At 65.5% G+C, this 25,634-nt stretch carries 24 protein-coding genes; 16 read left to right on the forward strand and 8 right to left on the reverse strand.

Going from position 1 to position 25,634, the window contains the following annotated elements; genetic code table 11:
• The first annotated feature begins 14 nt into the window (after window positions 1-14).
• From ACYVKQ_RS00870 to ACYVKQ_RS00880, 3 genes are all read left to right on the forward strand, one after another.
• A complete protein-coding gene (locus tag ACYVKQ_RS00870; protein WP_460574651.1) occupies window positions 15-1,256 on the forward strand; it encodes a PepSY-associated TM helix domain-containing protein in 1,242 nt (413 codons plus the stop codon).
• 157 nt (window positions 1,257-1,413) lie between these two features.
• The gene (locus ACYVKQ_RS00875; RefSeq protein ID WP_460574653.1) at window positions 1,414-2,358 is read left to right on the forward strand and encodes a helix-turn-helix domain-containing protein; all 945 of its coding nucleotides are present in this window, start codon (window positions 1,414-1,416) and stop codon (window positions 2,356-2,358) included.
• Window positions 2,359-2,451: 93 nt separating this feature from the next.
• Window positions 2,452-3,204, forward strand: a complete 753-nt coding sequence (locus ACYVKQ_RS00880; RefSeq protein ID WP_460574655.1) for an SDR family NAD(P)-dependent oxidoreductase — start codon at window positions 2,452-2,454, stop codon at window positions 3,202-3,204.
• Window positions 3,205-3,345: 141 nt separating this feature from the next.
• Here ACYVKQ_RS00880 and dnaB read toward each other — a convergent pair whose 3' ends face one another.
• Complete coding sequence (dnaB, locus tag ACYVKQ_RS00885) at window positions 3,346-4,887, reverse strand: replicative DNA helicase (RefSeq protein WP_460574657.1); 1,542 nt, start codon at window positions 4,885-4,887, stop codon at window positions 3,346-3,348.
• A 304-nt stretch (window positions 4,888-5,191) separates the two neighbouring features.
• Between dnaB and ACYVKQ_RS00890 the strand changes: the two genes are divergently transcribed.
• Both ACYVKQ_RS00890 and ACYVKQ_RS00895 read left to right on the forward strand, forming a co-directional pair.
• Window positions 5,192-6,574, forward strand: a complete 1,383-nt coding sequence (locus ACYVKQ_RS00890; RefSeq protein WP_460574659.1) for a UDP-N-acetylmuramate--L-alanine ligase — start codon at window positions 5,192-5,194, stop codon at window positions 6,572-6,574.
• A 156-nt stretch (window positions 6,575-6,730) separates the two neighbouring features.
• Window positions 6,731-7,432, forward strand: a complete 702-nt coding sequence (locus tag ACYVKQ_RS00895; protein ID WP_460574661.1) for an alpha/beta fold hydrolase — start codon at window positions 6,731-6,733, stop codon at window positions 7,430-7,432.
• Between the two features lie 65 nt (window positions 7,433-7,497).
• Here the strand turns inward: ACYVKQ_RS00895 and ACYVKQ_RS00900 are convergent, their stop codons facing one another.
• From ACYVKQ_RS00900 to ACYVKQ_RS00910, 3 genes are read right to left on the reverse strand one after another with little or no spacing between them, the layout of a single operon-like run.
• Entirely contained in the window at window positions 7,498-7,623 is a 126-nt protein-coding gene (locus tag ACYVKQ_RS00900) for a hypothetical protein (RefSeq protein WP_460574662.1), read from the reverse strand.
• Window positions 7,620-8,222 (reverse strand): hypothetical protein, encoded by a 603-nt coding sequence (locus ACYVKQ_RS00905; protein ID WP_460574664.1) that lies wholly within the window; start codon window positions 8,220-8,222, stop codon window positions 7,620-7,622. Before ACYVKQ_RS00905 ends, ACYVKQ_RS00900 begins: the two co-directional genes overlap by 4 nt.
• A 37-nt stretch (window positions 8,223-8,259) precedes the next feature.
• On the reverse strand, window positions 8,260-9,051 hold the full coding sequence (locus ACYVKQ_RS00910) for a M48 family metallopeptidase (RefSeq protein WP_460574666.1): 792 nt from the start codon (window positions 9,049-9,051) through the stop codon (window positions 8,260-8,262).
• 254 nt (window positions 9,052-9,305) lie between these two features.
• Here ACYVKQ_RS00910 and ACYVKQ_RS00915 point away from each other — a divergent pair, with 254 nt between their 5' ends.
• The 3 genes from ACYVKQ_RS00915 to ACYVKQ_RS00925 all read left to right on the forward strand — a co-directional run bounded on the left by ACYVKQ_RS00915 (window position 9,306) and on the right by ACYVKQ_RS00925 (window position 14,339).
• Window positions 9,306-9,920, forward strand: a complete 615-nt coding sequence (locus ACYVKQ_RS00915) for a fumarylacetoacetate hydrolase family protein (protein ID WP_460574668.1) — start codon at window positions 9,306-9,308, stop codon at window positions 9,918-9,920.
• Between the two features lie 323 nt (window positions 9,921-10,243).
• Entirely contained in the window at window positions 10,244-12,217 is a 1,974-nt protein-coding gene (locus ACYVKQ_RS00920) for a M23 family metallopeptidase (RefSeq protein WP_460574670.1), read from the forward strand.
• Between the two features lie 409 nt (window positions 12,218-12,626).
• Entirely contained in the window at window positions 12,627-14,339 is a 1,713-nt protein-coding gene (locus ACYVKQ_RS00925) for a hypothetical protein (protein ID WP_460574671.1), read from the forward strand.
• Window positions 14,340-14,416: 77 nt separating this feature from the next.
• Here the strand turns inward: ACYVKQ_RS00925 and ACYVKQ_RS00930 are convergent, their stop codons facing one another.
• Entirely contained in the window at window positions 14,417-14,920 is a 504-nt protein-coding gene (locus tag ACYVKQ_RS00930; protein ID WP_460574673.1) for a cupin domain-containing protein, read from the reverse strand.
• Window positions 14,921-15,205: 285 nt separating this feature from the next.
• Here ACYVKQ_RS00930 and ACYVKQ_RS00935 point away from each other — a divergent pair, with 285 nt between their 5' ends.
• The 7 genes from ACYVKQ_RS00935 (at window position 15,206) to ACYVKQ_RS00965 (ending at window position 20,787) form a co-directional block, all read left to right on the forward strand.
• Window positions 15,206-15,775 (forward strand): lipocalin family protein, encoded by a 570-nt coding sequence (locus ACYVKQ_RS00935; protein ID WP_460574675.1) that lies wholly within the window; start codon window positions 15,206-15,208, stop codon window positions 15,773-15,775.
• 57 nt (window positions 15,776-15,832) lie between these two features.
• Complete coding sequence (gene bcp / locus ACYVKQ_RS00940; RefSeq protein ID WP_460574755.1) at window positions 15,833-16,282, forward strand: thioredoxin-dependent thiol peroxidase; 450 nt, start codon at window positions 15,833-15,835, stop codon at window positions 16,280-16,282.
• A gap of 190 nt (window positions 16,283-16,472) precedes the next feature.
• Window positions 16,473-17,357, forward strand: coding sequence for a transketolase (locus ACYVKQ_RS00945; RefSeq protein ID WP_460574677.1), 885 nt, complete (start codon window positions 16,473-16,475; stop codon window positions 17,355-17,357).
• Between the two features lie 11 nt (window positions 17,358-17,368).
• On the forward strand, window positions 17,369-17,659 hold the full coding sequence (locus ACYVKQ_RS00950; protein ID WP_460574679.1) for a hypothetical protein: 291 nt from the start codon (window positions 17,369-17,371) through the stop codon (window positions 17,657-17,659).
• Between the two features lie 40 nt (window positions 17,660-17,699).
• On the forward strand, window positions 17,700-19,070 hold the full coding sequence (locus tag ACYVKQ_RS00955; protein ID WP_460574680.1) for a vWA domain-containing protein: 1,371 nt from the start codon (window positions 17,700-17,702) through the stop codon (window positions 19,068-19,070).
• Window positions 19,067-19,795, forward strand: a complete 729-nt coding sequence (locus ACYVKQ_RS00960; RefSeq protein ID WP_460574682.1) for a phytanoyl-CoA dioxygenase family protein — start codon at window positions 19,067-19,069, stop codon at window positions 19,793-19,795. Before ACYVKQ_RS00955 ends, ACYVKQ_RS00960 begins: the two co-directional genes overlap by 4 nt.
• A 35-nt stretch (window positions 19,796-19,830) precedes the next feature.
• On the forward strand, window positions 19,831-20,787 hold the full coding sequence (locus ACYVKQ_RS00965) for a transketolase family protein (RefSeq protein ID WP_460574684.1): 957 nt from the start codon (window positions 19,831-19,833) through the stop codon (window positions 20,785-20,787).
• Between the two features lie 162 nt (window positions 20,788-20,949).
• On the opposite strand, the gene ACYVKQ_RS00970 is transcribed toward ACYVKQ_RS00965, so the two are convergent.
• The 3 genes from ACYVKQ_RS00970 to ACYVKQ_RS00980 all read right to left on the reverse strand — a co-directional run bounded on the left by ACYVKQ_RS00970 (window position 20,950) and on the right by ACYVKQ_RS00980 (window position 24,633).
• Complete coding sequence (locus tag ACYVKQ_RS00970; protein WP_460574686.1) at window positions 20,950-21,399, reverse strand: tyrosine-type recombinase/integrase; 450 nt, start codon at window positions 21,397-21,399, stop codon at window positions 20,950-20,952.
• 106 nt (window positions 21,400-21,505) lie between these two features.
• Window positions 21,506-22,279, reverse strand: a complete 774-nt coding sequence (locus ACYVKQ_RS00975) for a DUF2490 domain-containing protein (RefSeq protein ID WP_460574687.1) — start codon at window positions 22,277-22,279, stop codon at window positions 21,506-21,508.
• A gap of 83 nt (window positions 22,280-22,362) precedes the next feature.
• Window positions 22,363-24,633: a DUF5060 domain-containing protein gene (locus tag ACYVKQ_RS00980; protein ID WP_460574689.1), complete on the reverse strand. Its 2,271-nt coding sequence runs from the start codon at window positions 24,631-24,633 to the stop codon at window positions 22,363-22,365.
• Window positions 24,634-24,887: 254 nt separating this feature from the next.
• On the opposite strand from ACYVKQ_RS00980, the gene ACYVKQ_RS00985 reads away from it, so the two are divergent.
• The gene (locus ACYVKQ_RS00985) at window positions 24,888-25,628 is read left to right on the forward strand and encodes a DUF481 domain-containing protein (RefSeq protein WP_460574691.1); all 741 of its coding nucleotides are present in this window, start codon (window positions 24,888-24,890) and stop codon (window positions 25,626-25,628) included.
• Window positions 25,629-25,634 lie beyond the last annotated feature (6 nt).

Consider the following 25,634-nt stretch of genomic DNA (forward strand, 5'->3'; position numbering starts at 1 on the left):
CCCCGCTCACTGCCATGAAGATCTTTTTCCGCAACATCCACCTCTACCTCAGCCTGGCTTCGGGGCTGATCATTGCCATCGTGTGCTTTACCGGCGCCGTGCTCGTCTTCGAGAAGGAGCTGGAGCAGGCCCTGCACCCGGAGCGCTACTTTGTGGTGCAGGCCGGCGCGCAGCGCCTCTCGCCCGAGCAACTGGTGGCCGCCGTGCGCGCCCAGGTACCCAAGGCCAAAGTGGCCAGCCTGAAAATCCACGCTGACCCGCTGCGCACCGCTGAGATTAGCCTTGCGGGCGGTCCGGGCGGCCCCGGTGGCAAGGAAGCCAAAGCAGGCGGCGGCGAAGGTAGCCGCAAAGGCCCGGGCAGCCCCGAGGGCAAAGCCGGCAAGGGCGAGAAAGGCGGCAAGGGCGGCGGCGAAGGCGGCCGCGGCCCGCAGTACTTCGTGAACCCCTACACCGGCGCCGTGGTGGGCCCCTACGTGTACCGCGACTCGTTTTTCTTCACCATGATGGCCCTGCACCGCGGCATGGTGGGCGGCCCCGTGGGCAAGATGGTGGTGGGCGTGAGCACCCTGCTGTTCCTCTTCATCATCGGCACCGGCATTGTGCTGTGGTGGCCGGCCACAGGCAAAATCCTGAAGCAGCGCCTGACGGTGAAGTGGGACGCGAGCTTTAAGCGCCTCAACCACGACCTGCACATCGTGCTGGGTTTTTACTCGGCCCTGTTCCTCTTCGTTTTCGCCTTCACCGGCCTGGCGTGGTCGTTTGAGTGGTTCAACAACGGCATCTTCGCCGTGACAAAATCGGACCCCAAAGGCCCCGAGGCTCCCAAATCAGAGCTCGTGCTGGGCGCCGGCAAGCTGGGCTTCGACCAAGCCTACGCCGTGGCGCAGCAGCAGGTACCCGGCGCCCTCTCCTACGCCATTTCGCTGCCCAAGGACTCCACCGAGGCCGTGCGCGTGATGACTACCTCGACGGGCGCGGCCTACGAAGGCGCCACCGACGAGCTGTACCTCGACCAGTACACCGGCAAGCCGCTGGGCAAGCTGGCGTTCGAAGACCGCAACCTCGGCCAGCGCGTACGCCGCACCTTCAAGCCGGTGCACACCGGCGCCATCTTCGGTATGCCCTCCAAAATCATTGCCCTGGTGGTGTGCGTGCTCGGCGTGACCTTCCCCATTACCGGCGTGATCATGTGGCTGAACCGCCTGAAAAAGGAAAAGAAGAAGGCCCGCAAGCAGGTAGCCCCGGTGGCGGCCTAATCCAAATTTAAGTTCTCGGCCCCGGCCCGCTCCCGCAGCGGGCCGGGCCGGCGTGCGTTCGGGCAGTCCAGGTTTCGTGGCCGACTCCGCGGCAGGGGCAAACTTTTCGGCCCGCGGTGGGTTGCCTTGACTTGAATCTTACAAGCTACCTGCTGCCATGACCACCGCCACGCTGACTGCCCTCTACCAGGAAATGGCCCCCTGCACCGGCCTCGACCTGAGCACGCTGCTACCCGGTGGCATTCAGCGCGAAGTGGGCCACTTCAACGTGTTCGACCTGGCCGACCTGCGCGAATCGACCCAGCTGCGGCCGGGTACGCCTTATCCGTGTCGCTCCTTCTACAAGATCAGCCTGTTGCGTAGCCGCAGCCGCACCGAGTTTGCCGACCAGACCATCCTCATTGAGCCCGATTCTCTGGTGTTTTCGACGCCCAAGGTGCCGTTTCAGTGGCAGCCCGACGAGCCTCAGCAGGGGCATTTCTGCCTGTTCACCGCCGAGTTCCTGCTGCCCGTCCTCGGCGGCCTCACCCCCGACGAGCTGCCCCTGTTCCGCACCGACGGCTACCCCGTATTCCGGCTCACGCCGGCCGAGGCGGCGCGGGCAGCGGCTATTTTCGAGTGCATGCACGAGGAGTTGGTTTCCAACTACGTCCACAAGTACGACCTGCTGCGGGCCTACGTGCTGGAGCTGCTGCACCTGGGCCAGAAGCGGCAGCCCGCCAGCACTTTGCACCCCGCCCACACGGCGGCGGCCCGGCTCGCCTCGCGCTTCGTGGAGCTGCTGGAGCGGCAATTTCCGCTCACCTCGCCCCAGCAGCGCCTGCCGCTGCGCTCGGCCAAGGACTTTGCCGACCACCTGGCCGTGCACGTGAACCACCTCAACAAGGCGCTCAAGGACAGCACCGGCCGCACCACCACCGACCTCATCGGCGGGCGCATCGCGCAGGAAGCCAAGGCCCTGCTGCGCCAGACCGACTGGACGCTCTGGGAAATTGCCGACAGCCTGGGCTTCGTCGACGTGGCGCACTTCTCCCACTTCTTCCGCCGCTACGCCGCCCTGAGCCCCGGCGCCTTCCGCACGCAGGAAGTCCAGCCGGTTTGATTTCTACAATAAGCTGATTGGCCGGTACAACGCTGCCCCCGGCCGGGCGCGGGACCTTTGTCGTGTTCCATTCAACGCGACAAAATCACTCGTATGAGCACTTCCAAAATCGCCCTGCTGACCGGCGGCAGCCGGGGCCTGGGCAAGGACATGGCCCTGAAACTGGCCCAGCAGGGCATCGACGTCATCCTGACTTACCGCAGCCAGCAGGCCGAAGCTCAGGCCGTGGTAACCGAAATCCAGGCCCTGGGCCGCCGGGCCGTGGCCCTGCCCCTGAACGCGGCCGACCTGAGCACCTTCGAGGCCTTCTTCGCCCGGGTAACCGAGGCCCTGACCGATACCTTCGGCACCAACCGCTTCGACTTCCTGATCAACAACGCCGGCACCAGCCTCAACGCGCCCATTGCCGAGACCACCGAGGCGCAGTTCGACGAGATGCTGAACGTGCACTTCAAGGGCGTGTACTTCCTTACCCAACGCGCCCTACCCCTGCTGCGCGACGGCGGCCGCATCGTCAACGTGTCGTCGGCCACGACGCGCAGCTCCTTCCACGGCGTCTCGGCCTACGCCACCATGAAAGCGGCCGTGGAAGTCTTCACGCGCTACCTGGCCCTGGAGTTGGGCCCGCGGGGCATCGCGGCCAACGTGGTAGCCCCCGGGGCCGTATTCGGCGGCGGCACTATGCCTGACTCGCCCGAAATGCGCGCCTTCGTGGCCCAAAGCACCGCCCTGGGCCGCACCGCTGAGCCCGACGACATCGGCGGCATCGTTGCCTTCCTCTGCTCCGACGCCGGCCGCTGGCTCAACGGCCAACGCCTGGAGGCCACAGGCGGCATGATGCTGTAAGCCGGACCGTAGCCCGACACGCCGGCTGAGCCGGAAAAAAAGCCCCGTTGCTGGCAGATCCGGCAGCGGGGCTTTTTTGGATTTTCGGCCGCGGGCCGTTGGGCAGTCGTTTGGGACTGAAGGCCCGCGACTGGCAACGGCTTAAAATGGAGGGTCCTCGTTGCCGAAGTTGCTCTTGGGGAAAGGCTGCGGCGAGGGTGCCGAGTCGTTCATGCGCGAGCCGAGGCGAATGGTGTTCGGCGCGGGCGCAAAGCCGGGGTCGGGCTCGTCGAAGGTACTGGCGGGCAGCTGGCCGGTGTTGTAGCTGGCCGCTTCGGGCGCGAAGCCCTGCCCGTCGAGGTCCATGAACTTGGTGAAGCGGCCGATAAACTTCAGCGGCACGTTGTCGAGGCCGCCGTTACGGTGCTTGGCGATGATAACTTCGCCCACCCCCTGGGTGGGGTTGCCCATTTCGTCCTCGGTAATGCCGTAGTACTCGGGACGGTAGAGGAACATTACCATGTCGGCGTCCTGCTCGATGGAGCCGGATTCGCGCAGGTCACTGAGCTGCGGGCGCTTGTCGCCGCCGCGGGTTTCCACCGAGCGCGACAGCTGCGAGAGGGCAATAACCGGGATGTTCAGCTCTTTGGCAATGCCCTTGAGTGCCCGCGAAATCGAGGCAATTTCCTGTTCGCGGTTGCCACCGGGCTTGCCGTCGCCGTTGCCGGTCATCAGCTGCAGGTAGTCGATGATGATCATCTGAATGTCGTGGTGCGACTTCAGACGGCGGGCCTTGGTGCGCAGCTCGCGGATGCTCAGGCCCGGGGTATCGTCGATGAAGATGGGCGCGTTCGAGAGCGTGGCAATCTTGTGGTTGAGCTGCTGCCACTCGTAGTCCGCGAGGTTGCCCTTCTTGATTTTCTCGGAGTCCAGCTCGGCCTCGGCCGAAATCAAACGGTTCACGAGCTGAATCGAAGACATTTCCAGCGAGAAGAAGGCCACCGCTTTCTTGTCGAGCACCGCCGCGTTGCGCATGCACGACAGCACAAAAGCCGTTTTGCCCATGGCCGGGCGGGCGGCAATAATCACCAGGTCCGACTTCTGCCAGCCCGAGGTGACGCGGTCCAGGGCCATCATGCCCGAGGTCACGCCGGTGAGGCCGCCGGTCTGCTTGCTCTTTTCTTCCAGCTCCTTGATGGCCTTGCCCATCAGGCTGCGCATGTCGTCGAAGTTCTTGCGGATGTTCGATTCCGACACTTCAAACAGCGCCTGCTCGGTCTGGTCGAGCAGGTTGAACACGTCCTGGGTGTCCTCGTAGGCGTCGCGGTGCACGTTCGAGGCAATGGCAATCAGCTCGCGCTTGATGGCGTGCTCGGTGATGATGCGCGCGTGCGTCTCGATGTTGGCGGCCGACTGGATGCGGTAGGTGAGCTGGGCCACGTACTGCGGGCCGCCGGCCATTTCCAGGGTGCCCATGGAGCGCAGCTCCTGGGTCACCGTGAGAATGTCGATGGGCTCGGTTTTATCGAACAGGCTCAGGATGGCCTGAAAAATCTGTTGGTGGGCTTCCTTGTAGAAGCTCTTGGGTTTCAGGATGTCGATGACGCTCGTCAGCGCGTCTTTTTCCAGCATCAGCGCGCCCAGCACGGCGGCCTCCAGATCGAGGGCCTGCGGGGGCAGCTTGCCGGTTGGGCTGGCGGGCATCACCGGACGGTTCCAGGCTTTGTGGGCCCTGGCGGCCAGTTGTTTAACGCGGCTATTGCTCTCGTCCATCATCGTACGGCTGCTCCTCTCGGTCCGAAAATACGGAAAGGGGGTCCAAAAATACGGCCGAGCCGCTGATTTATTGGCGTTGGTTGGGCAGGTAGTTTTCGCTACTTTCCCAATTGCCGCGGCTTCAGTGCCTTGGCCCGCCCGGGCTTATTACCTTTGCCGCCCGGCTTTCTACGGCCGGGCCGGCTTTATGGCCGGTGACCTTCCTTTAAAGTAGCGTACCCCGACTGCCCGCATGGCTCACCCCACGTACCGGCGCGTCCACCTCATTGCGGTGGGCGGCAGCATCATGCACAACCTGGCCCTGGCCCTGCACCGCCAAGGCGTGCACGTCACCGGCTCCGACGACGAAATCTTCGACCCGGCGCGCACCCGGCTCCAGCAGGCCGGCCTGCTCCCTGAACACCTGGGTTGGGACGCGGCGCGCATCACTCCCGACCTCGACGCGGTCATCGTGGGCATGCACGCCCGCCCCGACAACCCCGAACTGCACCGCGCCCAAGCGCTGGGCCTGCGCATCTTCTCCTTTCCCGAGTTCATTTACGAGGCCTCGAAGGACAAGCAGCGCATCGTCATCGGCGGCTCGCACGGCAAAACCAGCATTACCTCGTTGATTCTGCACGTGCTCCGCTACCACGGCCTGAAGTTCGACTACGCCGTGGGCGCGCAGCTGGAGGGCTTCGACCTGATGGTGCAGCTCTCGGACGACGCGCCCCTCATCGTCATCGAGGGCGACGAGTACCTCTCCTCGCCGGTGGACCGCCGCCCCAAGTTTCACCTCTACCAGCACCACATCGGGGTGATTTCCGGCATCAGCTGGGACCACATCAACGTGTTTCCCACGGAGGAAATCTACCGCGAGCAGTTTGCCATCTTCGCCCAGATGACGCCCAAGGCCGGCGTGCTCATCTTCGACCAGGACGACGAGCAGGCGCAACTGGTGAGCGTGCCCTCGAACCCGGATGTGAAGTACGTGGGCTACGGCCCGCACGAAAACGTCATCAAAAACGGCCAGACCTTCCTCGTCACGAAGAAGGACGGGCAGGTCCCGATTCAGGTGTTTGGGGAGCATAACCTGCGCAACATCTCGGCCGCCCGCGAAGTGTGCAAACAACTGGGTATCAAGGGCAAGGATTTCTACGAGGCCATTGCCTCGTTTAAGGGCGCCGCGCGCCGCCTGGAGCTGGTGAAGCAAGGCCCTACCTCCGTGGTCTACAAGGACTTCGCCCATGCCCCGAGCAAGCTCAAGGCCACCTCGGCGGCCCTGAAGAGGCAGTTTCCGGAGCGCCGGCTGGTGGCTTGCCTGGAGCTGCACACGTTCAGCTCGCTCAACCCGGACTTCCTGCCCCAGTACGAGGGCACGTTCGACGCGCCCGATGTGGCCGTGGTGTACTTCAACCCGCAGGTGCTGGCCCACAAGCGCCTGCCGCCGCTGAGCGACGTGCAGGTAGCCGAAGCCTTCCGCCGCCCCGACCTGCGCGTGTTTACCGACTCGCGCAAGCTGGCTGAGTTCCTCCGCGAGCAGAACTGGCACCACGCCAACCTGCTGATGATGAGCTCCGGCACCTTCGACAGGCTGGACCTGGTGCAGTTGGCCGGCGAGGTCACGGGCGGGTAGTCCGACCACGGCGCATGTAGCGCGGGCTTGGCTACGCCTTCCTTCGGTTCAGCCCGCGTCTGCCTGAACGGTGTCGTTCGGACGGATGCGGGCTTCAGCCCGCGCTGCATTTGTTCTGGTAGCCCAACAGGTGCTTTGCGCTACATTTAGCCCGCTATGAAACCACATCTGCTCCTTCTCCACGGCGCACTGGCTTCGGCCGGGCAGCTGCAGCCCCTGGCCGAGCGCCTGGCGGCCGATTTCGACGTGCACACGTTCTCCTTCGGAGGCCACGGCGGGCAGCCCCTCGACGCGGCGCGTTTCACGATGACGCACTTCGCGGCCGAAGTCACCTACTATTTGGCCGAGCACCAGCTGGAGGCCGTGCACGTGTTCGGCTACAGCATGGGCGGCTACGCGGCCGTGCTCAGCGCCGCCACCGACCCGGGCCGCATTCGCAGCATCACCACCCTGGGAACCAAGTTTGACTGGTCGCCGGAAACGGCCGCCGCGGAGGTGCGGATGCTCGACGCGGCCAAAATGCAGGCCAAGATTCCGCAGTTCGTGGAGCACTTGCAGCGCACCCACTCCCCCACCGGCTGGGATGCCGTGGTGGAGGCCACCGCCGCCATGATGCGGGAATTGGGCCAAGAGCCACCCCTGCACGAGCTGAATCTGGCCGACCTGACCGTGCCCGTGCAGGTGTTGGTGGGCGAGCAGGACCAGACGGCGGGCGTGGAGGCCTCGCGTCGGTTTGCCGCTTACCTGCCCAATGCCACGTTTGAGGTGCTGCCCAACACCCCGCACCCGCTGGACCGGGTGGACGTGGCCGCGCTGGCCCTGCGAATCCGGGAATTTGCCGGGGCAGTAGCCAGCTAAGGAGCTGGCAGCACCTGCCGCCATAAACCAACCGCGGCCCGCCTCAGATGAGGCGGGCCGCGGTTTTACTTTTCCTGGGCTTCGTTGTCGGCCGGTTTCGGCGGCGCGGGCGCCGACCGGCGACGCCGGTCGGTGGTCACCAGCAGGGCCAGGGCCGTCAGCCCGAGGCGCAGCAGCCACTTGCGGTTCATCGTTTCGGGGGGAAGAAAGTATTGCCGTTCACCACCGTCAGCGTGCAGGTGCCGCCCCCGGAGTTGTCGTCGCAGAGCGTGCCGTTGATTTTGTCGCCTTCGAAATTGAAGTAACACATCTGGCAGCCCCGGCCTTCCAGCATGTACCGTTCGGCGGTGGTGCTCAGGTACAGCTCGTTGTCGGTGCTCAGTTCCAGCGGCAGGGCCATGGCCCGGAACATGCCGTTGCGCAGGCCCATGCCGACGAGGTAGTACACTGGCTTTTCCTTGGCGTTGGCTTTGCTTTGCACCTGTCGCACCAGCGCCTTGTCGACCACGGTGCCGTCGGCGAACTGCCGCCCGAACTGCTGCATCAGGATTTCGCGCGGCACTTTGTACTGCACCTTGCTTTCCACCACGGCCGCTACCAAGCGGTTGGGCGAGTCCAGGATGCGTAGCTCGTCGGTTTCTTTGCGCTGGCTGCGGCTCATCTTCTCGCCGCGGCCACTGGTTTCGGTATTTTCTCTTTCCTCGCCGGGGGTACTGGCTTCGGGAAAGCCTCGCTTGCTGGTTTCGCAGGCGCCGAGCAGCGTGGCCGCGGCAATGAAAGCCGGTAGCAACCGGCGGAGGGGTGTGGTAATGGGCACGGGATGCGGCTTAGCGGGCGGTGTAGTACTTGCGCGCCTCGGGCACTTCGCGCTGAATGTCGGCAATGCGCGTGCTGCTGGAGGGGTGCGTGGAGAGGAATTCGATGTTGCCGCCCTGGTCGTTGGCGGCCATGCGCTGCCAGAAGCTCACGGCCCCGTCGGGGTTGTAGCCGGCCAGGGCCATAAACACCAGCCCGAGGCGGTCGGCTTCCGTTTCCTGGGTACGGCTGAACTTGAGCAGGCCCACCTGCGAGCCAACGCCGACGGCCTGCAGGAACACGTTCTGCGTGGCCGAGGGGTTTTGCCCCACCGCCGCCGACAAGGCCGTGCCCAGGCCCTGGGCGGCCATCTGCTGGCTCATGCGCTCGGTGCTGTGCTTGGCCACGGCGTGGGCAATTTCGTGCCCCATCACCACGGCCAGGCCGTTTTCGTCCTGGGTGATGGGCAAAATGCCGGTGTACACGGCCACCTTGCCGCCAGGCATGCACCAGGCGTTTTCCTGCTTGTCTTCGATGAGGTTGAACTCCCAGTTGTAGCCCTCGATCTGGGCCTGCTGGTTTTGCTGACGGAAGTACGTTTCCACCGCCTGCTGAATGCGCTGGCCCACGCGGCGCACCATGGCCGTCTGCCCGGCGTCGCTGGAGAGGCGGCTGGTGGCCAGCACCTTCTGGTACTCGTCGGCGGCCATGGTGTTCATTTCCTGGTCCGATACCAAGCTGAGCTGGGAGCGGCCGGTGATGGGAACGGTGGAGCAGCCGGCAGCGGCCGACAGGGCGACGGCCAATAGGAATTTTCTGAACATGGGGAGTAAGGGTGTCTGCGGGTGAAATGGGGTTGATTCCGCTTTCGGGGGCGAGAATAAGCATTTCCTGCCGCGCCGGCCCGGTGCGTGCTATACGACGCGAGCGGGGCAAAATGTTGTGCCGGGGCCTAACGCCCCCGGGCGCTTCCGCGTAAGGGGCGCGAAACGCCGAAGCGTTTTTCCGGCCCGGCCAATCCTGTACTTTTGCTTACCCCGGGTTCGTGCCTGGCTCCCGCCCTCTGATTCGCCCCTCCATGAAAATACTCTGCATCGGCCGCAACTACGCCGAGCACATCGCCGAGCTCCAGAACGAAGTGCCCGACGCGCCCGTCATCTTCGCCAAACCCGACACGGCCCTGCTGCAGCGCAACCAGCCCTTCTTCTACCCCGATTTCACCCAGGACATCCACCACGAAATCGAGCTGGTGCTCCGCATCAGCAAGAACGGCCGCCACATCGAGGAGCAGTTTGCCCACACGTACTACGACGCCATCGGCCTGGGCCTGGACCTGACCGCCCGCGACCTGCAGAGCAAGCTCAAGAGCAAGGGCCTGCCCTGGGAGCTGGCCAAGGGCTTCGACGGCTCGGCCCCGCTGGGCACCGTTTTCAAGCCCGTCGGGGAGTTTAGCGACCTGAAAAACATCAACTTCCGCCTGGAAGTCAACGGCGAAGTGCGCCAGCAGGGCAACTCTTCGATGATGCTCCACGACTTCAACAAAATCATCAGCTACATCTCGCAGTTCATCACCCTGAAAATGGGCGACCTGATTTTCACCGGCACGCCCAGCGGCGTGGGCCCCATCCGGGTCGGCGACCAGCTGGTGGGTTACCTCGAGGACGAAAAGGTGCTCGACGTGAGCGTGAAGTAGCAAGCGGCGGTAAGCCTTGCCCGAACGCCCAATCGAGCTTGTCGGGGCATTTCGCGCGCCGCCGGCAGTCATTCTCCAGTCAGACGCGGCCGGAATGCTTCGGCAAGCTCAGCCGGTCGTACTGGAATGGTCGTGCATCGCGGCCCGCGGGCTGTCCCGGCCCCCGTCCTGATGTGCAGCACGCTCGCCCTAGCGGGGGTTCAGGCTTCCCATTGCTTTCGTGCGTAAGAGCGAGCAGCCGGTCAACTGGCCGGCGGCCGCTTGATTTCCCTTTCCGCGGCCATACCGGTGGCCGCCCAAAGCCCGTTGTTGCCCCTGTGTTGTTGAATCACGTCCTCCTGTTCAAGCTGCTGGTGCTGGCCCTGGCCGCGCTGCCGCCGGCCTGCTCCGCCGATTCGGGGCCCCAAACCGAAAAGCGGGCCGCCGCCCGGCCCACCGCCGCGCCGCCCGATACGGCCAGCCGCCTCAAGGGCTATTTCCTCTTCCCCATCAAGCCCGGCCAGCCCAACCTGCTGGCCGCCAGCATGGGCGAGCTGCGCCCCAACCACTTCCACGGCGGCCTCGACATCAAGACCGATGGCCGGGTGGATTTGCCGGTATACGCCGCGGCCGATGGTTACGTCTCGCGCATGAAGCAGAGCAGCTTCGGTTACGGCAACGTGCTGTACATCACCCACCCCAACGGGCTGGTGACGGTGTACGGGCACCTGAACCGCTTCAAGGGGGCCGTAGCCCAGGAGCTGCTGCGGCGCCAGTACGAGAAGCGCAGCTACGAGCTGGAGCTGCACTTCCAGCCCGGGCAGTTTCCGGTGAAAAAGGGCGAGGTGGTGGCCCTGTCGGGCAATACCGGCGGCTCGGCCGGCCCGCACCTGCACTGGGAAGTGCGCGACGCCAAGGACCAGCAGCTGAACCCGCTGCAATGGGGTGGCTTCGCCGAAATTCAGGACCACGTGGCGCCCACCGTCGTGGGGGCAGCCGTGGAGCCGCTGAGCATCGACGGGCGGGTGCAGGGCCGCTTCGAGAAGCGCCTGTTTACGCCCACCGGCGCGCCGGGCACGGGCTTCAGCGTGGCCGATACCATTCCGGTGTCAGGCACGGTGGGGCTGCTGCTGCAGGCCTTCGACCGCTTCGACAACGCCTGGAACAAGAACGGGCTGTACCGGGTGGAAGTGCGCGTGAACGGCCAGCCGCTGTACGCGCACGTCATCAACGGCATCGGTTTCCCGGACGAGACGCGGGAGGTCAACCAGCACATCGACTACGAGTACTTGATGAACACCCGCCGCACCTTCGAGAAGCTGTGGGTGGACGACGGCAACCGCCTGCCCATCTACCAGACTGGCCCCACCAAGGGCAAGCTGCGGGTGGAAGCCGGCCAGATCTACGACGTGGAAATGCGCCTGCACGACGCCTACGGCAACACCACGCCCCTGCGCATGGTGCTGCGCGGCGAAGCCCCGGACTACTGGCAGACGCGCGCGGCCGCCGTGCGCAAGCCCGCCCTGCGCTACGACGTGCTGCGCAACATCCTGCGCGTGACGGCCGACGACACCGCCCGGCAAGCGCCCAACCTAGCCCTGCTGCGCAGCGGCCGCCAGCTGCAGCTGCGCCCCAGCTACACCGACCAGGGCCGCACGGTATACCTCTTCGACCTGCGCGCCGGCCTGCCCGACTCGCTGCGCCTACCCGGCCTGCCTCGCGCCGTGCGCTTCGACCGGGTGGCGGCCATTCCGTCGGGCACCGAGCAGCTGTTTGCCACTCCGTATGCCAACCTGGTCTTCGGCCCGCGCACGACTTACGACACGCTGTACCTGCAAACCGGCTACAAAGCCGGCCTGTGGCGGGTACAAAGCGCCGTGACGCCCATTCACGAGGCTATGCGCGTGACGCTGAAGCCCGAAACGCCGGTGCCCGACAAAACCCGCGCGGCGGCTTACCTCATCCGCGGCGCCAACGGCCGCATCTGGCAGGGCGGCAAGTGGGAAGGCGAGCAGCTCACGTTCAGCACCCGCCTGTTTGGCCAGTACCGCATCCTCACCGACACGATTCCGCCCTCGGCCCGCCTCATCAGCCGGGGCGCGGCCGGGCTGGTGTTCAAGGTAGGCGACGACCTTTCCGGCCTCGCCAGCTACGAGCTGGAAATCGGCGGGCGCTTCCGCCTGCTGCGCTACGAGCACAAGAACTCGACGCTATTTACGGAGCGTTCCGACACGCTCGGCCCGGCTTTGCGCGGCCCCGCCACCCTGCGCATCACCGACCAGGCCGGTAACGAGAAGGTGATTTCGCTGAATTTGTAGCCCGACCACCCGCCTCGGCCCTACCACCCGCGGCGGGTGCGGGCAGCGGCGCCCAACCGGCACCGCGCGGGGGGGGGGCGCCCAGCGGAGCGGGCCCGCCGCGGCCCGTAACCAGCAGCGTCGACGCGCCCACGGCGGGGCCAGCGGCTCGCCCGGCAATCATAAATAAACAACGCAACTTATTAGGACGCCAACCGGTGGACCCGCCTTGGCTGCGAAACTGCATAAATCTTGGTTATCAAGTATTTGCTTGATAACTGACGGCAGCACCTGGGGAAAACTCCCCGGTCAGACCCGCGGTTTCCGAAAGGAGGTGCATTTTTACCCCGCCGCTGCCGTGGTTTGGGCTGCGTTTCGGGCCGTGGGCGGCGCCATCCCGACGTCATACCTCTTTCTACTTCTTACCCCGATGGGAGAAACACAACAACCCGTGGCCGTACCGGCCGCCGAGCTGCACCTGGGCCCGTACCAGGCCGCCGTCGACGCCAAAATCGCCGAGTTCAACGCCAAGAACTTCACCGCCGGCTTCTGGCAGAAAGACGCCGCGCTGTGGGTGCATGACCCGCAGGCCCAGGCCGAACTGCGCGCCTTCATGGGCTGGCTGCGCGTGGCCGAAACCATGCAGGAGCGCGTGCCCGAAATCAACGCCTTCGTGCAGGAAGTGAAAGCCGCCGGCTTCACCCACGTCATCGTGATGGGCATGGGCGGCTCCTCCATGGCCCCGATTGTGTTCGAGAAATCCTTCCCCAAGACTGAAGGCGGCCTGGAAATGCTGGTGCTCGACACCACCGACCCGGGCACCGTGCGGCAAATTGAGCAGCAGGTGCCGCTCGAAACCACGCTGTGCATCGTGGCCAGCAAATCGGGCACCACGGCCGAGCCGCTGGCCTTCGGCGACTACTTCTACGACCGGCTCAAGGCGCTGAAAGGCGAGCAGGCCGGCGACAATTTCGTGGCCATCACCGACCCCGGCTCCAAGTTTATTGCCACGGCCGAAAGCCTGGGCTACCGCCGCGTGTTCCTGAACTTCACCGAGGTGGGCGGCCGGTTCTCGGCCCTCTCCTACTTCGGCTTGGTGCCCGCCGCCCTCTACGGCATCGACATCGAGGAGCTGCTGCGCCGCTCGGTGGGCATGATGCAGGCCACCGGCTCGGCTGGCGCCGTGGACCACAACCCCGGCCTGGAGCTGGGCGTGGCCCTGGGCGTGCTGGCCCAGCAGGGCCGCGACAAGCTCACGCTCATCACACCGGCCGGCCTGAGCGACCTGGGCCTGTGGCTGGAGCAGCTGGTGGCCGAAAGCACCGGCAAGCACGGCGTGGGCATCCTGCCCGTGGCGGGCGAGCCGCTGGCCGACGTGTCGCTGTACGGCCCGGACCGCGTGTTCGTGTACGTAGGCTACGCCGACCAGCCCGACGCACAGAACCTGTCGCAGCTGCAGGCGCTGGAGGCGGCCGGTCACCCGGTCATCCGCATCTTGATGCACGACGCGCTGGACCTGGGCCAGGAGTTTTTCCGCTGGGAAGTGGCCACGGCCGTGGCCAGCGCCGTGCTGCAGATCAACCCCTTCGACCAGCCCAACGTGCAGGCGGCCAAAACCGCTACCGACAAGCTGATGAAGGAGGTAGCCGAGAAAGGCAGCCTGCCCCAGGAAGAGAAAACGCTCACGGCTGATGGCCTGAGCTACTACGGCGGCACGGCCACCACCGACGCCAAAGCCCTGCTCAGCAGCTTCTTCCAAGCCCAGCCCGGTGACTACGTTTCCATTCAGGCGTACCTGACCGAGACGCCCGAGCTGAATGCGGCCATCGACGAGCTGCGCGCCACGCTGCAGCGTCGCCTGCACGCAGCTACCACCTTCGGCTACGGCCCGCGCTTTCTGCACAGTACCGGCCAGTACCACAAGGGCGGCCCTAACACCGGCCTGTTCCTGCAGTTCACGGCCGACAACCAGCCCGACCTGCCCCTGCCCGGCCGCTCCTACACCTTCGGTACGCTGAAAAACGCCCAGGCCCAGGGCGACCTGGAGGCCCTGCGCAGCTACGACCGCCGCACCCTGCGCGTGCACCTCGGCGCCGACGCCCTGCAAGGCGTACGGACACTGACGGCTGCCCTGCAAGGCTAACCCAGCCGCGCTTCAAGCGCAAAAAGGCCGCTGCTCTGGGAGCAGCGGCCTTTTTGCGTTACATCGGCCCGTGGCTTCTAGCGCCCGAAGTCGTCCTGCACGCGCACAATGTCGTCCTCGTCGGAGGGCTGCTGGGCGTCGGTGTGCTGCCAGATTTCGGCCAGAATGCCCCACTGCCCGAGGCCCACGAGGCGGTGCCGCTCGCCCTGCTTCAGCGTGATTTGCTCGCCCACCTGGTAGGTTTTCAGCTCGCCTTCGGCGTCGGTGTCGCTGGTGATGACGCCCACGGGCCCCTGCACCACACGCCAGATTTCGGCGCGGCGGTGGTGGTACTGCCACGACAGGCGCTGGCCCGGGGCCACAATCAGAATCTTGGGGCTGAGCTTGCCCGAAATGCGCAGCTCATCGACCGACAGGCCATCGAAATAGGTGTCGGCGAACTGCTGGGCTTGGCCCTCGTCGATGACGAAGAAGCCGCCCCAGGGGCGCGTCTGGTCCTGGCGCTCAATGCCGAAGCCCTGCTGGCGGAGCTGCTGCTCGGTGAGTTGAAAAAGGTGTGCTTTCGCGGAGTCGGTGCTCATATCAACAAAGGTGTGGAATGCTAGAAAAGCGGACGGCGCCGGGCCCCGTCAGCTCCAACAAGCCGGCAAATTACGAAGTCCCGGTTAATCAGCTCCGCTGAACGCGCGCCAACCCATCAGTATTGCCCGGCGGCAGTGCGCCGCCGGATTGCTGGCGCCGGCAGGTGCGCTGCCTGGGTCCAGCTGCTTCGGCAGCATAGCCAGCACTATTCGGGTATTCCATCGGAGTGCCTGAACGCCCGCGCCCCGCCTGCGTACACGCATACCGCACTTCCACACCTGACCATGTCTACCCCCAACATCCGCAAACCCAGCCTTTGGACGGCCGTGGCCGCTGCTGCTGCCACCGGCGCAGCCGTGTACGCCCTCACGCGCCGCCGCCATCCCGAATTGATTACGGTGCCGCACGTCGACCTGCACCGCTACGCGGGCCTGTGGTACGAAATTGCCCGCCTGCCGCAGCGCTACGAGCGCGGCTGCACCCACGTCACGGCCGAGTACCGCCCGCTGGCCGACGGTCGCCTGGAAGTGCACAACACCTGCCACAAGGGTTCGGTGTACGGGCCGGCTGAGACCGTGCGCGGCATAGCCCGGGTAGTCGACACCGATACCAACGCCAAGCTGAAGGTGCAGTTTCAGTGGCCCTTCGAGGGCGACTACTGGGTACTGGCCCTCGACCCGGAATACCAGTTTGCCTTGGTTGGCACCCCTGACCGCAAAGCGCTCTGGATTCTGAGCCGCACGGCGCACCTCTCTCATCCCACCGTGCACAACCTCCTTGGGGTGGCACGGCAGAAAGGCTTCCACGTGGAAAAGCTGTTGTACACGCAGCAGCCCGAACCCGAAGAAGCGTAGCGAGGTGGCGGGTGCCGTTTGGAGACGGAGCCGGGCTCCGTACCTTTGAGCCCGATGATTACGCTCAACCCCGGCGACGCCGCCCCCGACTTCACCGCTCCGGACCAGCACGGCCAGCCCATCCGCCTCGCAGATTACCGCGACCGGCGCGTGGCGCTGTATTTCTACCCCAAGGACGACACGCCCGGCTGCACGGCCCAGGCCTGCTCCCTGCGCGACGGCGAAGCGCAGCTGAAAGCCGCCGGCATCCAGGTGCTCGGCGTGAGCACCGACGACGTGGCCTCGCACGAGCGTTTCGCCCAGAAATACGAGCTGCCCTTCCCGCTGCTGGCCGACCCCGACAAGCAGCTGGTGGAGGCCTACGGCGTGTGGCAGGAAAAGAAAAACTACGGCCGCACCTACTGGGGCGTGGCCCGTACCACCTTTCTGATCGACGCGGAGGGCCGCGTGGAACGCATCATCCGCCGCCCCGACACGAAAAACCACGCCGAGCAGCTGCTCAAGTGACCTGACCGCCGGCGGACCCTTCCCAGGGCCCGCCGGTTTCGTTTTCGGTAGGATTCGGCGGGCCGCCGCTTGCTGAAACCACCGGCCCGGCCGAACTTAGCCGGCTGCCGTACCGCTGCTTTCGGCCTTGACCGGCCCGTTTGGCTGGTTTAGGCTTTCCCTAAAACCCGACTTTTTCACCCTTCCCCATATGTCCGCTTCTTCTTCTCCCGTCGCCGCGCCGGCGACCCGCTCCATCACCGACCTGAAACAGATTGCCTCGCAGGTGCGCCGCGACATCGTGCGCATGGTGCACGCCGTCAACTCTGGCCACCCCGGCGGCTCGCTCGGCTGCACCGACCTGCTGGTAGCCCTGTACTTCAAGCTGATGAAGCACAGCCCCGAGCCCTTCGACATGAACGGCGTCGGCCAGGACCTGTTTTTCCTCTCCAACGGCCACATCTCGCCGGTATTCTACTCGGTGCTGGCCCGCTCGGGCTACTTCCCGGTCAGCGAGCTGAGCACCTTCCGCAAGCTGAACTCGCGCCTGCAGGGTCACCCGGCCACCCACGAGCACCTGCCCGGCGTACGCGTGGCCTCGGGCTCGTTGGGCCAGGGCCTGAGCGTAGCCATCGGAGCGGCGCAGGCCAAAAAGCTCAACAAAGACAACCGCAACGTGTTCGTGCTGATGGGCGACGGGGAGCTGGAAGAAGGCCAGGTGTGGGAAGCGGCCATGTACGCCCCGCACCACAAGGTGGACAACCTGGTGGCCATCGTGGACCGCAACGGCCAGCAGATCGACGGCCCGACCGACAAGATCGGCGGCCTGGGCGACCTGCGCGCCAAGTTCGAGGCTTTTGGCTGGCGCGTGCTCGAGGCCGACGGCAACCAGTTCGAAACCCTGCTGCCGGCGCTGGAAGAAGCCATCGGCTTGCTGGGCCAGGGCACGCCGGTTATGCTGCTGATGGACACGCAGATGGGCTTCGGCGTGGACTACATGATGGGCTCCCACAAGTGGCACGGCGTGGCCCCGAACGACGAGCAGCTGGAAAAAGCCCTGCAGCAGCTCATCGTGGAGGAAAACTCGGACTACTAGGCTCTCTTCTAGTGCAAAAGCTGCTGGAACCCCAGACGTATAGCACCGTCATGGTTGTGATTTGGGCGGTGATGTTGCCTATGATAGTCAAAGACTCCTACGGCTTTGTACCTAGCTTGATTGCGGCAATGTTGGCTGGGCTGGTCGGCTTTGGCCTAGCTCATATCGCCGTGAATCGATCAGCTAGAGTGAAATGGGCAACCATGATCGGCTCTCTTCTTGTAATCGTCATTTTGATGGTGATTTTCGTCGAACCAGCTTCAGCACCGAATTCGGTTCACCAAGCCGAAGCAACGAAGTAGGATGCGAAACAGCGCGTGGTTTAGGGTTTGGCTGGTACTGATGACCTTTTGGTTTATCAGCGGGCCGCTGCGTGCCCAGCAGGGTGCCCCGTCCACCCAGCCCCGGACCACGCGCATCCTCTTCGTGCTCGACGCCTCCGGCTCGATGAACGCGCCCTGGGAAGGGCAGCCGCGCTGGAACGTGGCCAAGTCCTTGCTGGCCAAGATGGTGGACTCGCTCAACGCCTACCCCAACCTGGAGCTGGCGTTGCGCGCCTACGGCCACCAGCACCCCAACACCGAGAACAACTGCGAGGACTCGCGGCTGGAGGTGCCGTTTGCGCGCAAAAACGCCGGGGCCATCAAGCAGAAGCTGCAGGCGCTGACGCCGCAGGGCAACACGCCCATCACCTACTCCCTGCTGCAGTCGGCCAACGACTTTCCGGCCGACCGCAACGCGCGCAACGTGCTCATCCTGATTACCGATGGCCTCGAATCGTGCAAGGGCGACCCGTGCGCCACGGCTGTGGCGCTGCAGCGCAAGCGGGTGTTTCTGAAGCCCTTCGTCATTGGCATCGGGGCCGAGCGGGAGTTTGGCGAGCAGCTCAAGTGCCTGGGCCAGTACTACAACGCGGCCGACGTGAAGACCTTCCGCAACATCCTCAACGACGTGGTGGCCCAGACGCTGGCCAAAACGACGGTGGCGGTGAATCTGACGGACGAAACGGGCCGGCCGGTGGAGTCGAACGTGAACCTGACCTTCATCAACAACGTGACCGATGCGCCGGAGTACAACTACGTGCACTGGCGCGACGCGAAGGGCCAGCCCGACGTGCTCGACATCGACGCGTTGCAGAGCTACGATCTGATTATCAACACGGTGCCACCGGTGCGCCAAGCTAACCTGGCCATCCGGCCCGGCAAGGCCAACGTGCTGACCTTCAAAACGCCGCAGGGTACGCTGAACCTGCAAAGCCCCTCCACCTCGCCCAACCCCTACGGCGTGGTGCAGGCGGTGGTGCGCGCGCAGGCCAGCCCCGCCACGGTGGTGGCCCGCAACTTCGGCGCGAAGCAGAAGCTGCTGGCCGGCAACTACGAGGTGGAAATCCTCACGTTGCCGCGCATCATCCGGCGCGTCACGGTGAAGCAGGGCCAGGAAACCACCGTGACCTACGAGGCGCCCGGCACGCTGAACATCATCAGCGACCTGAAAGGCTACGGCAGCCTGTACCGCGTCAACCAGGACGACTCGCAGACCTGGGTGTACAACCTGCCCGAAGGCGGCTCGTCGAAAATCAACCTGCCGATGCAGCCGGGCACCTACCGCCTCGTGTACCGCACCAGCAACGCCACCGGCAGCAAGTTCACCGACGTGCGGCCCTTCACCATCCGCAGCGGGCAAACCACCTCGGTCAGCATCTTCGGTAAATGATTCAGACAGCGCAAGACACCTTACTGGACTACCAGCGCGACGGGTTTGCCGTGGTGGAACAGATGTATGACCCGACCGAAATCAGGGCTATGCTAGCCGTCATCGAACAAGCCGGCGCGGCGGGCGGCAACTTCCGCCGCTCGTCCGATCTGTTTGCCATCCGCAACCTGCTCGCGGAGCTGCCCGCGCTGCGTCGGCTCATCTGGAACGAGCGGTTTTCGGCGCTGCTGCAGCAGCTCTTGCCCGCGCCACAGCACCTGGTCAAGGCCATCTACTTCGACAAGCCCGCCGGCTCAAACTGGGTCGTGGCCTGGCACCAGGATCTGATGGTGGCCGTCGACCAGCGCGCCGACCTGCCGGGTTTTGGTCCCTGGAACGTGCGGCCCGAGGGCGTGAACGTGCAGCCCCCGCGCGACTACCTCGAAGGCATCTGCACCTTGCGCTTCCATCTCGACGCGTGCGACGCCCACAACGGCGCCCTGCGCATGGTGCCTCGTTCACACCAGCACGGAGTCATCCACGCTTCTACCATTCCGCACTTCACGTCAGACGCCACGGTTTGCCCGGTGCCAGCCGGCGGCGTGATGCTGATGAAGCCGCTCACCCTGCACGCCTCTCACCGCAGCCGCGACGAGCGGCCGCGGCGCGTGATTCACTTGGAATTTTCACCCCACCAGCTGCCCGCCGGCCTGCGCTGGCGCGAAGACGCCGCCGTGGCGTCGTAGCAGCTTTTCTCATCGAAACCTCTCCCTCTTATTATATGAAAGACTTCCCCTACACCGAGAAAAAAGACACCCGCTCGGGCTTCGGCGCCGGCTTGCACCAGCTCGGCCAAACCAACCCCAACGTGGTGGCCCTCTGCGCCGACCTGATCGGCTCCCTGAAGATGGACGCCTTCGTGAAGGACTTCCCGGAGCGCTTTTTCCAGGTGGGCATTGCCGAGGCCAACATGATGGGCCTGGCCGCCGGCCTGACCATCGGCGGCAAGATTCCCTTCACGGGCACCTTCGCCAACTTCTCGACCGGCCGCGTCTACGACCAGATCCGCCAGAGCATTGCCTACTCGGGCAAGAACGTGAAGATCTGCGCCTCGCACGCCGGCGTGACCCTGGGCGAAGACGGCGCCACCCACCAGATTCTGGAGGACGTGGGCATGATGAAGATGCTGCCCCACATGTGCGTCATCAACCCTTGCGACTACAACCAGACCAAGGCCGCTACGCTGGCCATTGCCGACTACGAGGGCCCGGTGTACCTGCGCTTCGGCCGCCCGGTGGTGCCCAACTTCACCCCCGCCGACCAAAAGTTTGAAATCGGCAAGGCCGTGATGCTGAACGAAGGCACCGACGTGAGCATCTTCGCCACCGGCCACCTGGTGTGGAAGGCCATCCTGGCCGGGCACCTGCTGGCCGAAAAGGGCATCAACGCCGAAATCATCAACATCCACACCATCAAGCCGCTGGACGCGGAAGCCGTGCTGGCCTCGGCCCGCAAGACGCGCTGCGTGGTGACGGCCGAGGAACACCAGATGCACGGGGGCCTGGGCGACTCCATTGCCCAGCTGCTGGTGCGCGAGGAGCCGCTGCCGCTGGAAATGGTAGCCGTGAACGACTCCTTCGGCGAATCGGGCACGCCCGACCAGCTGATGGAAAAGTACGGCCTCAACGAGCAGGCCATCGTGGCGGCCGTGGAGAAGGTAATGGCCCGCCGGAAGTAATTCCGGCTGCTTCTCTGACGCGAAAAGCCCCCGCAGCCACTGGCTGCGGGGGCTTTTATTGATTTTCAACGGTTAAGTGTTTATAAAGTTGGTATCTGCACTTCGTCCGCAAGGAAGTAGCGGGTAGCATTCCATAAGGGCGTATTACCCGCTATTACTGGACTACAGGCCGAGGCTGTCGAGAGGAGAAGCGGGACGGTTCTTTTGCGCCACATGGGTGTAAATCTCGGTGGTTTTGATGCTGCTATGGCCCAGCAGGTCCTGAATGATGCGAATGTCGGCACCGGCTTCCAACAGGTGGGTGACGTAGGAGTGCCGCAGCATGTGCAGGGTCACTGGGCGGGCAATACCCGCATGGGCCGCGGCCTGCTTGATGACCAATTGCAAACTGCGCCCGCCGTACGGCTCACCCGGCCGGTAGCCCTCGAAGAGAAACGTGACCGGCCGAAACTGCCGGTACTGTTCGCGCAGCTGCAGCTGGCCGGCTTTGTCGCGCCAGGTTTCGGTGGTGGCCAGCGCAAACCGGGAGACCGGCAGGTGGCCGTCGAGCACGCTGATGTCCGGGTCTTTGCCCAGGTTGCCGATGAGGGTAACTTTGTTGAGGCTGCGCATAGATATCTGAAAAGGTATATATCTTCCTTTTACATGCCACCCCCGGTGCCGTGCGTGCGGCCCGTTGCAGCGCGAAAATCCGCGCTACGGCGCCACCGCACGCCGGCTAATCGCGGCCGCCGGCGCCGTCGGGCGCGGCGGCGGGGGCGGCCGCGTCGCGCTTCAGCTCCCAGAACAGGCCCACTAGCAGGAAGTCGCGGCCGGTTTCGTCGTTGATGCGGTAGTCGAGCTGGCGCAGGTAGCCCAGCTGCAGGGCGGCGGGGCCGGGCGCGTCCCAGGTGGCAGCCAGCAGCAGGCGGTTGCGCTCGAAGTAGGGCCCGCGGTCGGTCAGAAACAGCTCGTTGCTGGCGCTTAGCTGCCAGGGCGCGCGGCCCTGCCCGTTGGCCGGCAGCGTGTAGGCCACGCCCAACCGATAGCGGAAGCGGTTGCGGTAGCCCGTGGTGAGAAAGCGCAGCTCGGCCCGGTAGCGGTGCTCCATCTTAAAGGGACCCACGTTTTGGGTGAGCAGCAGTTGGGGCCAGAGGCGCACCTCGTCGCTGTTCTTGGGCCGCCGGAAGTTGCCGCCCTCGCGGTACGTGTCGTACTTGCCCACGCCCAGAGCCAGCCGCGCCGCCGGGTGCACGCGGAAGTCCAGCCCGCCCTTGTACTCGTGGTAGTGAAACTGGCGGTAAAAGCCGAGCGAGCGTACTTGGGCTTCGACGAAAAGGCTGAGGCGCGGCGTGTGGCTGTAACGCAGGCTGAGGATGTTCCAACTGCCGAGCGCGTCGCGAAGCTGCCCGCGGCCGGTGCGGGGCGCGGCGGCCAGCAAAGCCACCAGGGGCAACACGCCCGCCCAGCGGCAGGCAGACGGCAGGAGCGACGGAAACCAGGGTGTGGGCACGGCGAAGATCGGGCAGAAGCAGGTAATGGAAACTGGCGCCGCCCAGCCGGGGCCAGCGGGCCCCAAAATACGGCCGGGCACGGCTACGGACGGCGCCGGACCGGGGGCGCCGGGCGGCGGGCGGCGGGCCGCGCCGGGGGCCGCACCGGGCGGACCGCTGGCTTGGGCGGCGCTTCGGGCAGCCAGGTGGCTTTGAAGCCGTAGTCCGGGGCGTAGGGCGCGGCGCCCAGTGGCCGCAGCGGCGGCACGGTGAAGGTGAGGCGGCCGTCGGCGGCGCGCACTTCGGTAGTGAACTGCGGAATGACGCCGCCGTGGTCGTTTTTCCGGTCCCGGTTCACATCGTAGAAGGGGTAGGTGCTAAAAAACTCCACCCGGTAGCGCCCGGGGCGCACGTCCGTCAGGATGGTCACCTGCTGGCCCACGAGCGGCGGGATGCTGTCGGGCGAGGCGGGCTGGTTGTCGTTGAGCGTTTCGCAGAAGGCCGCGTTGGTGCCCGAGCCGGCGCGGTGCGGCAGCCGGTACCAGTAGTTTTCGCGGTGGTGCACCCAGCCCACCACCCGAGCCGGACTGCGCAGGGCAAACACTTCCAGGCTGGTGTGCGAAGTGCTGGCGCCATTGGGCAGGAAATCGGGATTCGCGGCGTCCTCGTTGCCCACGGCCCAGCGCGGAATGCAGTTGCCTTCCGTGGCGGGGTTGTGCTTGATGTCTTTGGGGCCGGGCACGGCGGTGCAGGGGCTGGCCACCGGTTCGTATTTTTCGCTGAAAATCGGGCAGTCGGCCAAAAACCGTTGCAAGGGCCGGAAGTAATGCTCCTGCCCGCCGTAGCAGAGCCCGAACACTTGGTTGGCCCACCAGTACAGGGCCGTGCCGCCCGACCCGTTGAAGGTCGAGGACCAGAGCGTGTTGTGCAGCTCGTTCAGGTCGTGGTAGAGCAGGCCGCGCGGGTAGCGCTTGGCCGTGAAGCTGGAGGCGCCGTACCAGCAGTCGTTTTCCAGGGCCATGCCGAACTCCCCGACCTGGTAGGGCTTGCGCGGAAACAGCCGGGCGGCGCGCCGGGCCATGAAGGCGCGCTGGTATTCCACGTTCTGGTCGGAGCCGTAGTAGTGGTCCTGCACAAAATCCACCTGCGGCGAGCTGTAGAGGGCCACGGTGGTATCGTGGCGGGGGTAATTGGCGCTGAAGGCGTAGGCCACGTTGATGGTGTAGAGGTGCTGCGGGGCCAGCCGGCGGGCGTAGCCCAGCATTTCATCGGTCCAGCGGCGCACGTGGCGCGGGTTCTCCCGGTCCCAGTACTTGTTGTCGGAGGTGCCGCCGAAGTTGTCGACTTCCCCCATCAGCTCCACCCCGAACAGGGCCGGCGAGTAGCCCCAGCGGGCCATGATGTAGCGGATGCGCTGGCGCAGCAGCTGCCGGCTCACCGAATCGGTAAAAAAGCTGGTATTGGGGGCGTTGGGCGGCAGCAGCGGGTAGTACGGGTGCGTCTGCCAGCGGTGGCCGAACCCCTTGGAATCGAACAGCTCGTCGGGGGTGATGAGCGTCATCTGCAGGTACACGCGGCGGCGGGCGGCCAGCTCCAGCACTTCGTCCAGATCGTAGGCGCGGTTCTGGCGGGCGTCGTAGCGGCCGGCGGGCCCGTCGGGGCCTTCGATGCCGAACTGCGCAGGAATCAGCAGCACGCGGGCGAAGTTGCCGCCCTGCGCGGCGATGCGCGTGATGCCCACGCGCGCGTCACGGAAGGGCAGGCGGTTGTAGGGGCCGTGGTTCCAGTAGTTGGTCACGTTCATGCCGATGGGAAAGAACACCTGCCCGCTCTCAAAGGCGAAGTTCCGCCCGTTGGGGTGCACCCGCACGAAGCCGGGGTTGGTGGAGGCGGCCACCGTCAGCGCGACGGGCTCGGTGCTGATGGTCGTGTCGGCGTGGGCCACCACGAGGCGGTAGCGCCAGCGCCCGGCCGTGGGCGGCGCGAAGCGGATGCGCCAGGGCAGCGGCGTGGGCTGGGGCGTGAGGTAGCGCGGGTCTTCGGGGCAGTCGTTGCAGTAGTAGCAGCTGTCCTGCGGCAGGCGCTGGGGCGGCCCGCAGGTGGTGCAACGCTTGAAGTCCTGGTACCAGAAGCCCTGCACCCAGTACGCCTGGCCGGCGGGCGAGATGAACTCGGCCGTCACCCGGACTTCGGCCGAGTCGTAGGGGTTGCGAAACCGGGCGGGGTCCAGGGCCAGGGCCAGTTCCAGCTTCTGGTAGCGGGCCGGAGTCGCCGTCAGCACGCGCACCTCGCGCACGCGCAGGGCCCAGGCCGGGCCGCTGGCGGCTACCAGCAGCAAGCCACCCAGCAGCAGGAGAAATAAGCAGTAACGCATTCGGTTAAACGGGTTCGAAAGCGTAAGCAACGAAGAAATTGGCGGCGGCGGTACTCCGGGTCGGCCTGTGCCCGCCTAGCTACGGCCAACCGACAATAGCTTCAGGCACCTATAGGCAAAGTAGGAAACGCAAAAAGGCTTGACCACCCGTTGCACACCCCGCCGCCCTGCCCGCCGCAACCCGCCAGGGCTACTCCAGCCGGCCGTTTCGGCTTAGTTTCGCCCCCGAACCGGCCCCGTGTCCCTTTCCCCGCATGCGCTTCCCCTATTTTGCGGCATTGTGCTCCGCTGTTTTCTTGCTGCTGCCGGCGGCGGCCCGCGCCCAGCGGCCCGATACCACCATCATTCGCTACACCGGCGCGCTGACCGGCGCCCTCTCGGCGGGCGGCGTGTACCGCACGCTGCTCACCACCACCCACGCGGCCACGTTCACGCGCGGCCTGCACTTCGGCCTGCCGCTGAACGGCAGCTTCACCTACGGCAAGCAGGACCGCCGCCTGCGCGAGCGGGAGCTGACGGCCAATGCCACGCCCTACTACTGGAAGGGCCGCTTCCGCGCCTACGGCCTCGGGGGCTACGAGCGCAGCAACCTGCGCGGCATTCAGGACCGCGTGCAGGTGGGCGCCGGGCCGGGCTGGGCCCTGTACTCCGATTCATTGGGCACGCGCGAGGTGGCCCTGAGCAACTTGCTCATTCGCGAGGCCACGTATTTCGTTGACGGCAGCCGGCGCGTGGTGACGCGCAGTTCCCTGCGCCTGAAGCTGCTGTACACCCACCGCCTGTTCACGCTCAGCGCCTATACGTATTACCAACCTTCGCTACCCACCGCGTCGGATTATCGCGTCAGCCAGCTGACCACGCTGGCTCTGCGCCTCACGCGGCGCCTGGCCGTGCAGGCCACCAGCAACTACACCCACGAAAGCCGGGTGCTGGCCGGCAAAAACCCCGATAACTACAACCTGACGCTGGGCCTTTCTTATACCAACACGAAGTAAGGCCCG

The organism is Hymenobacter coalescens (assembly GCF_054783195.1).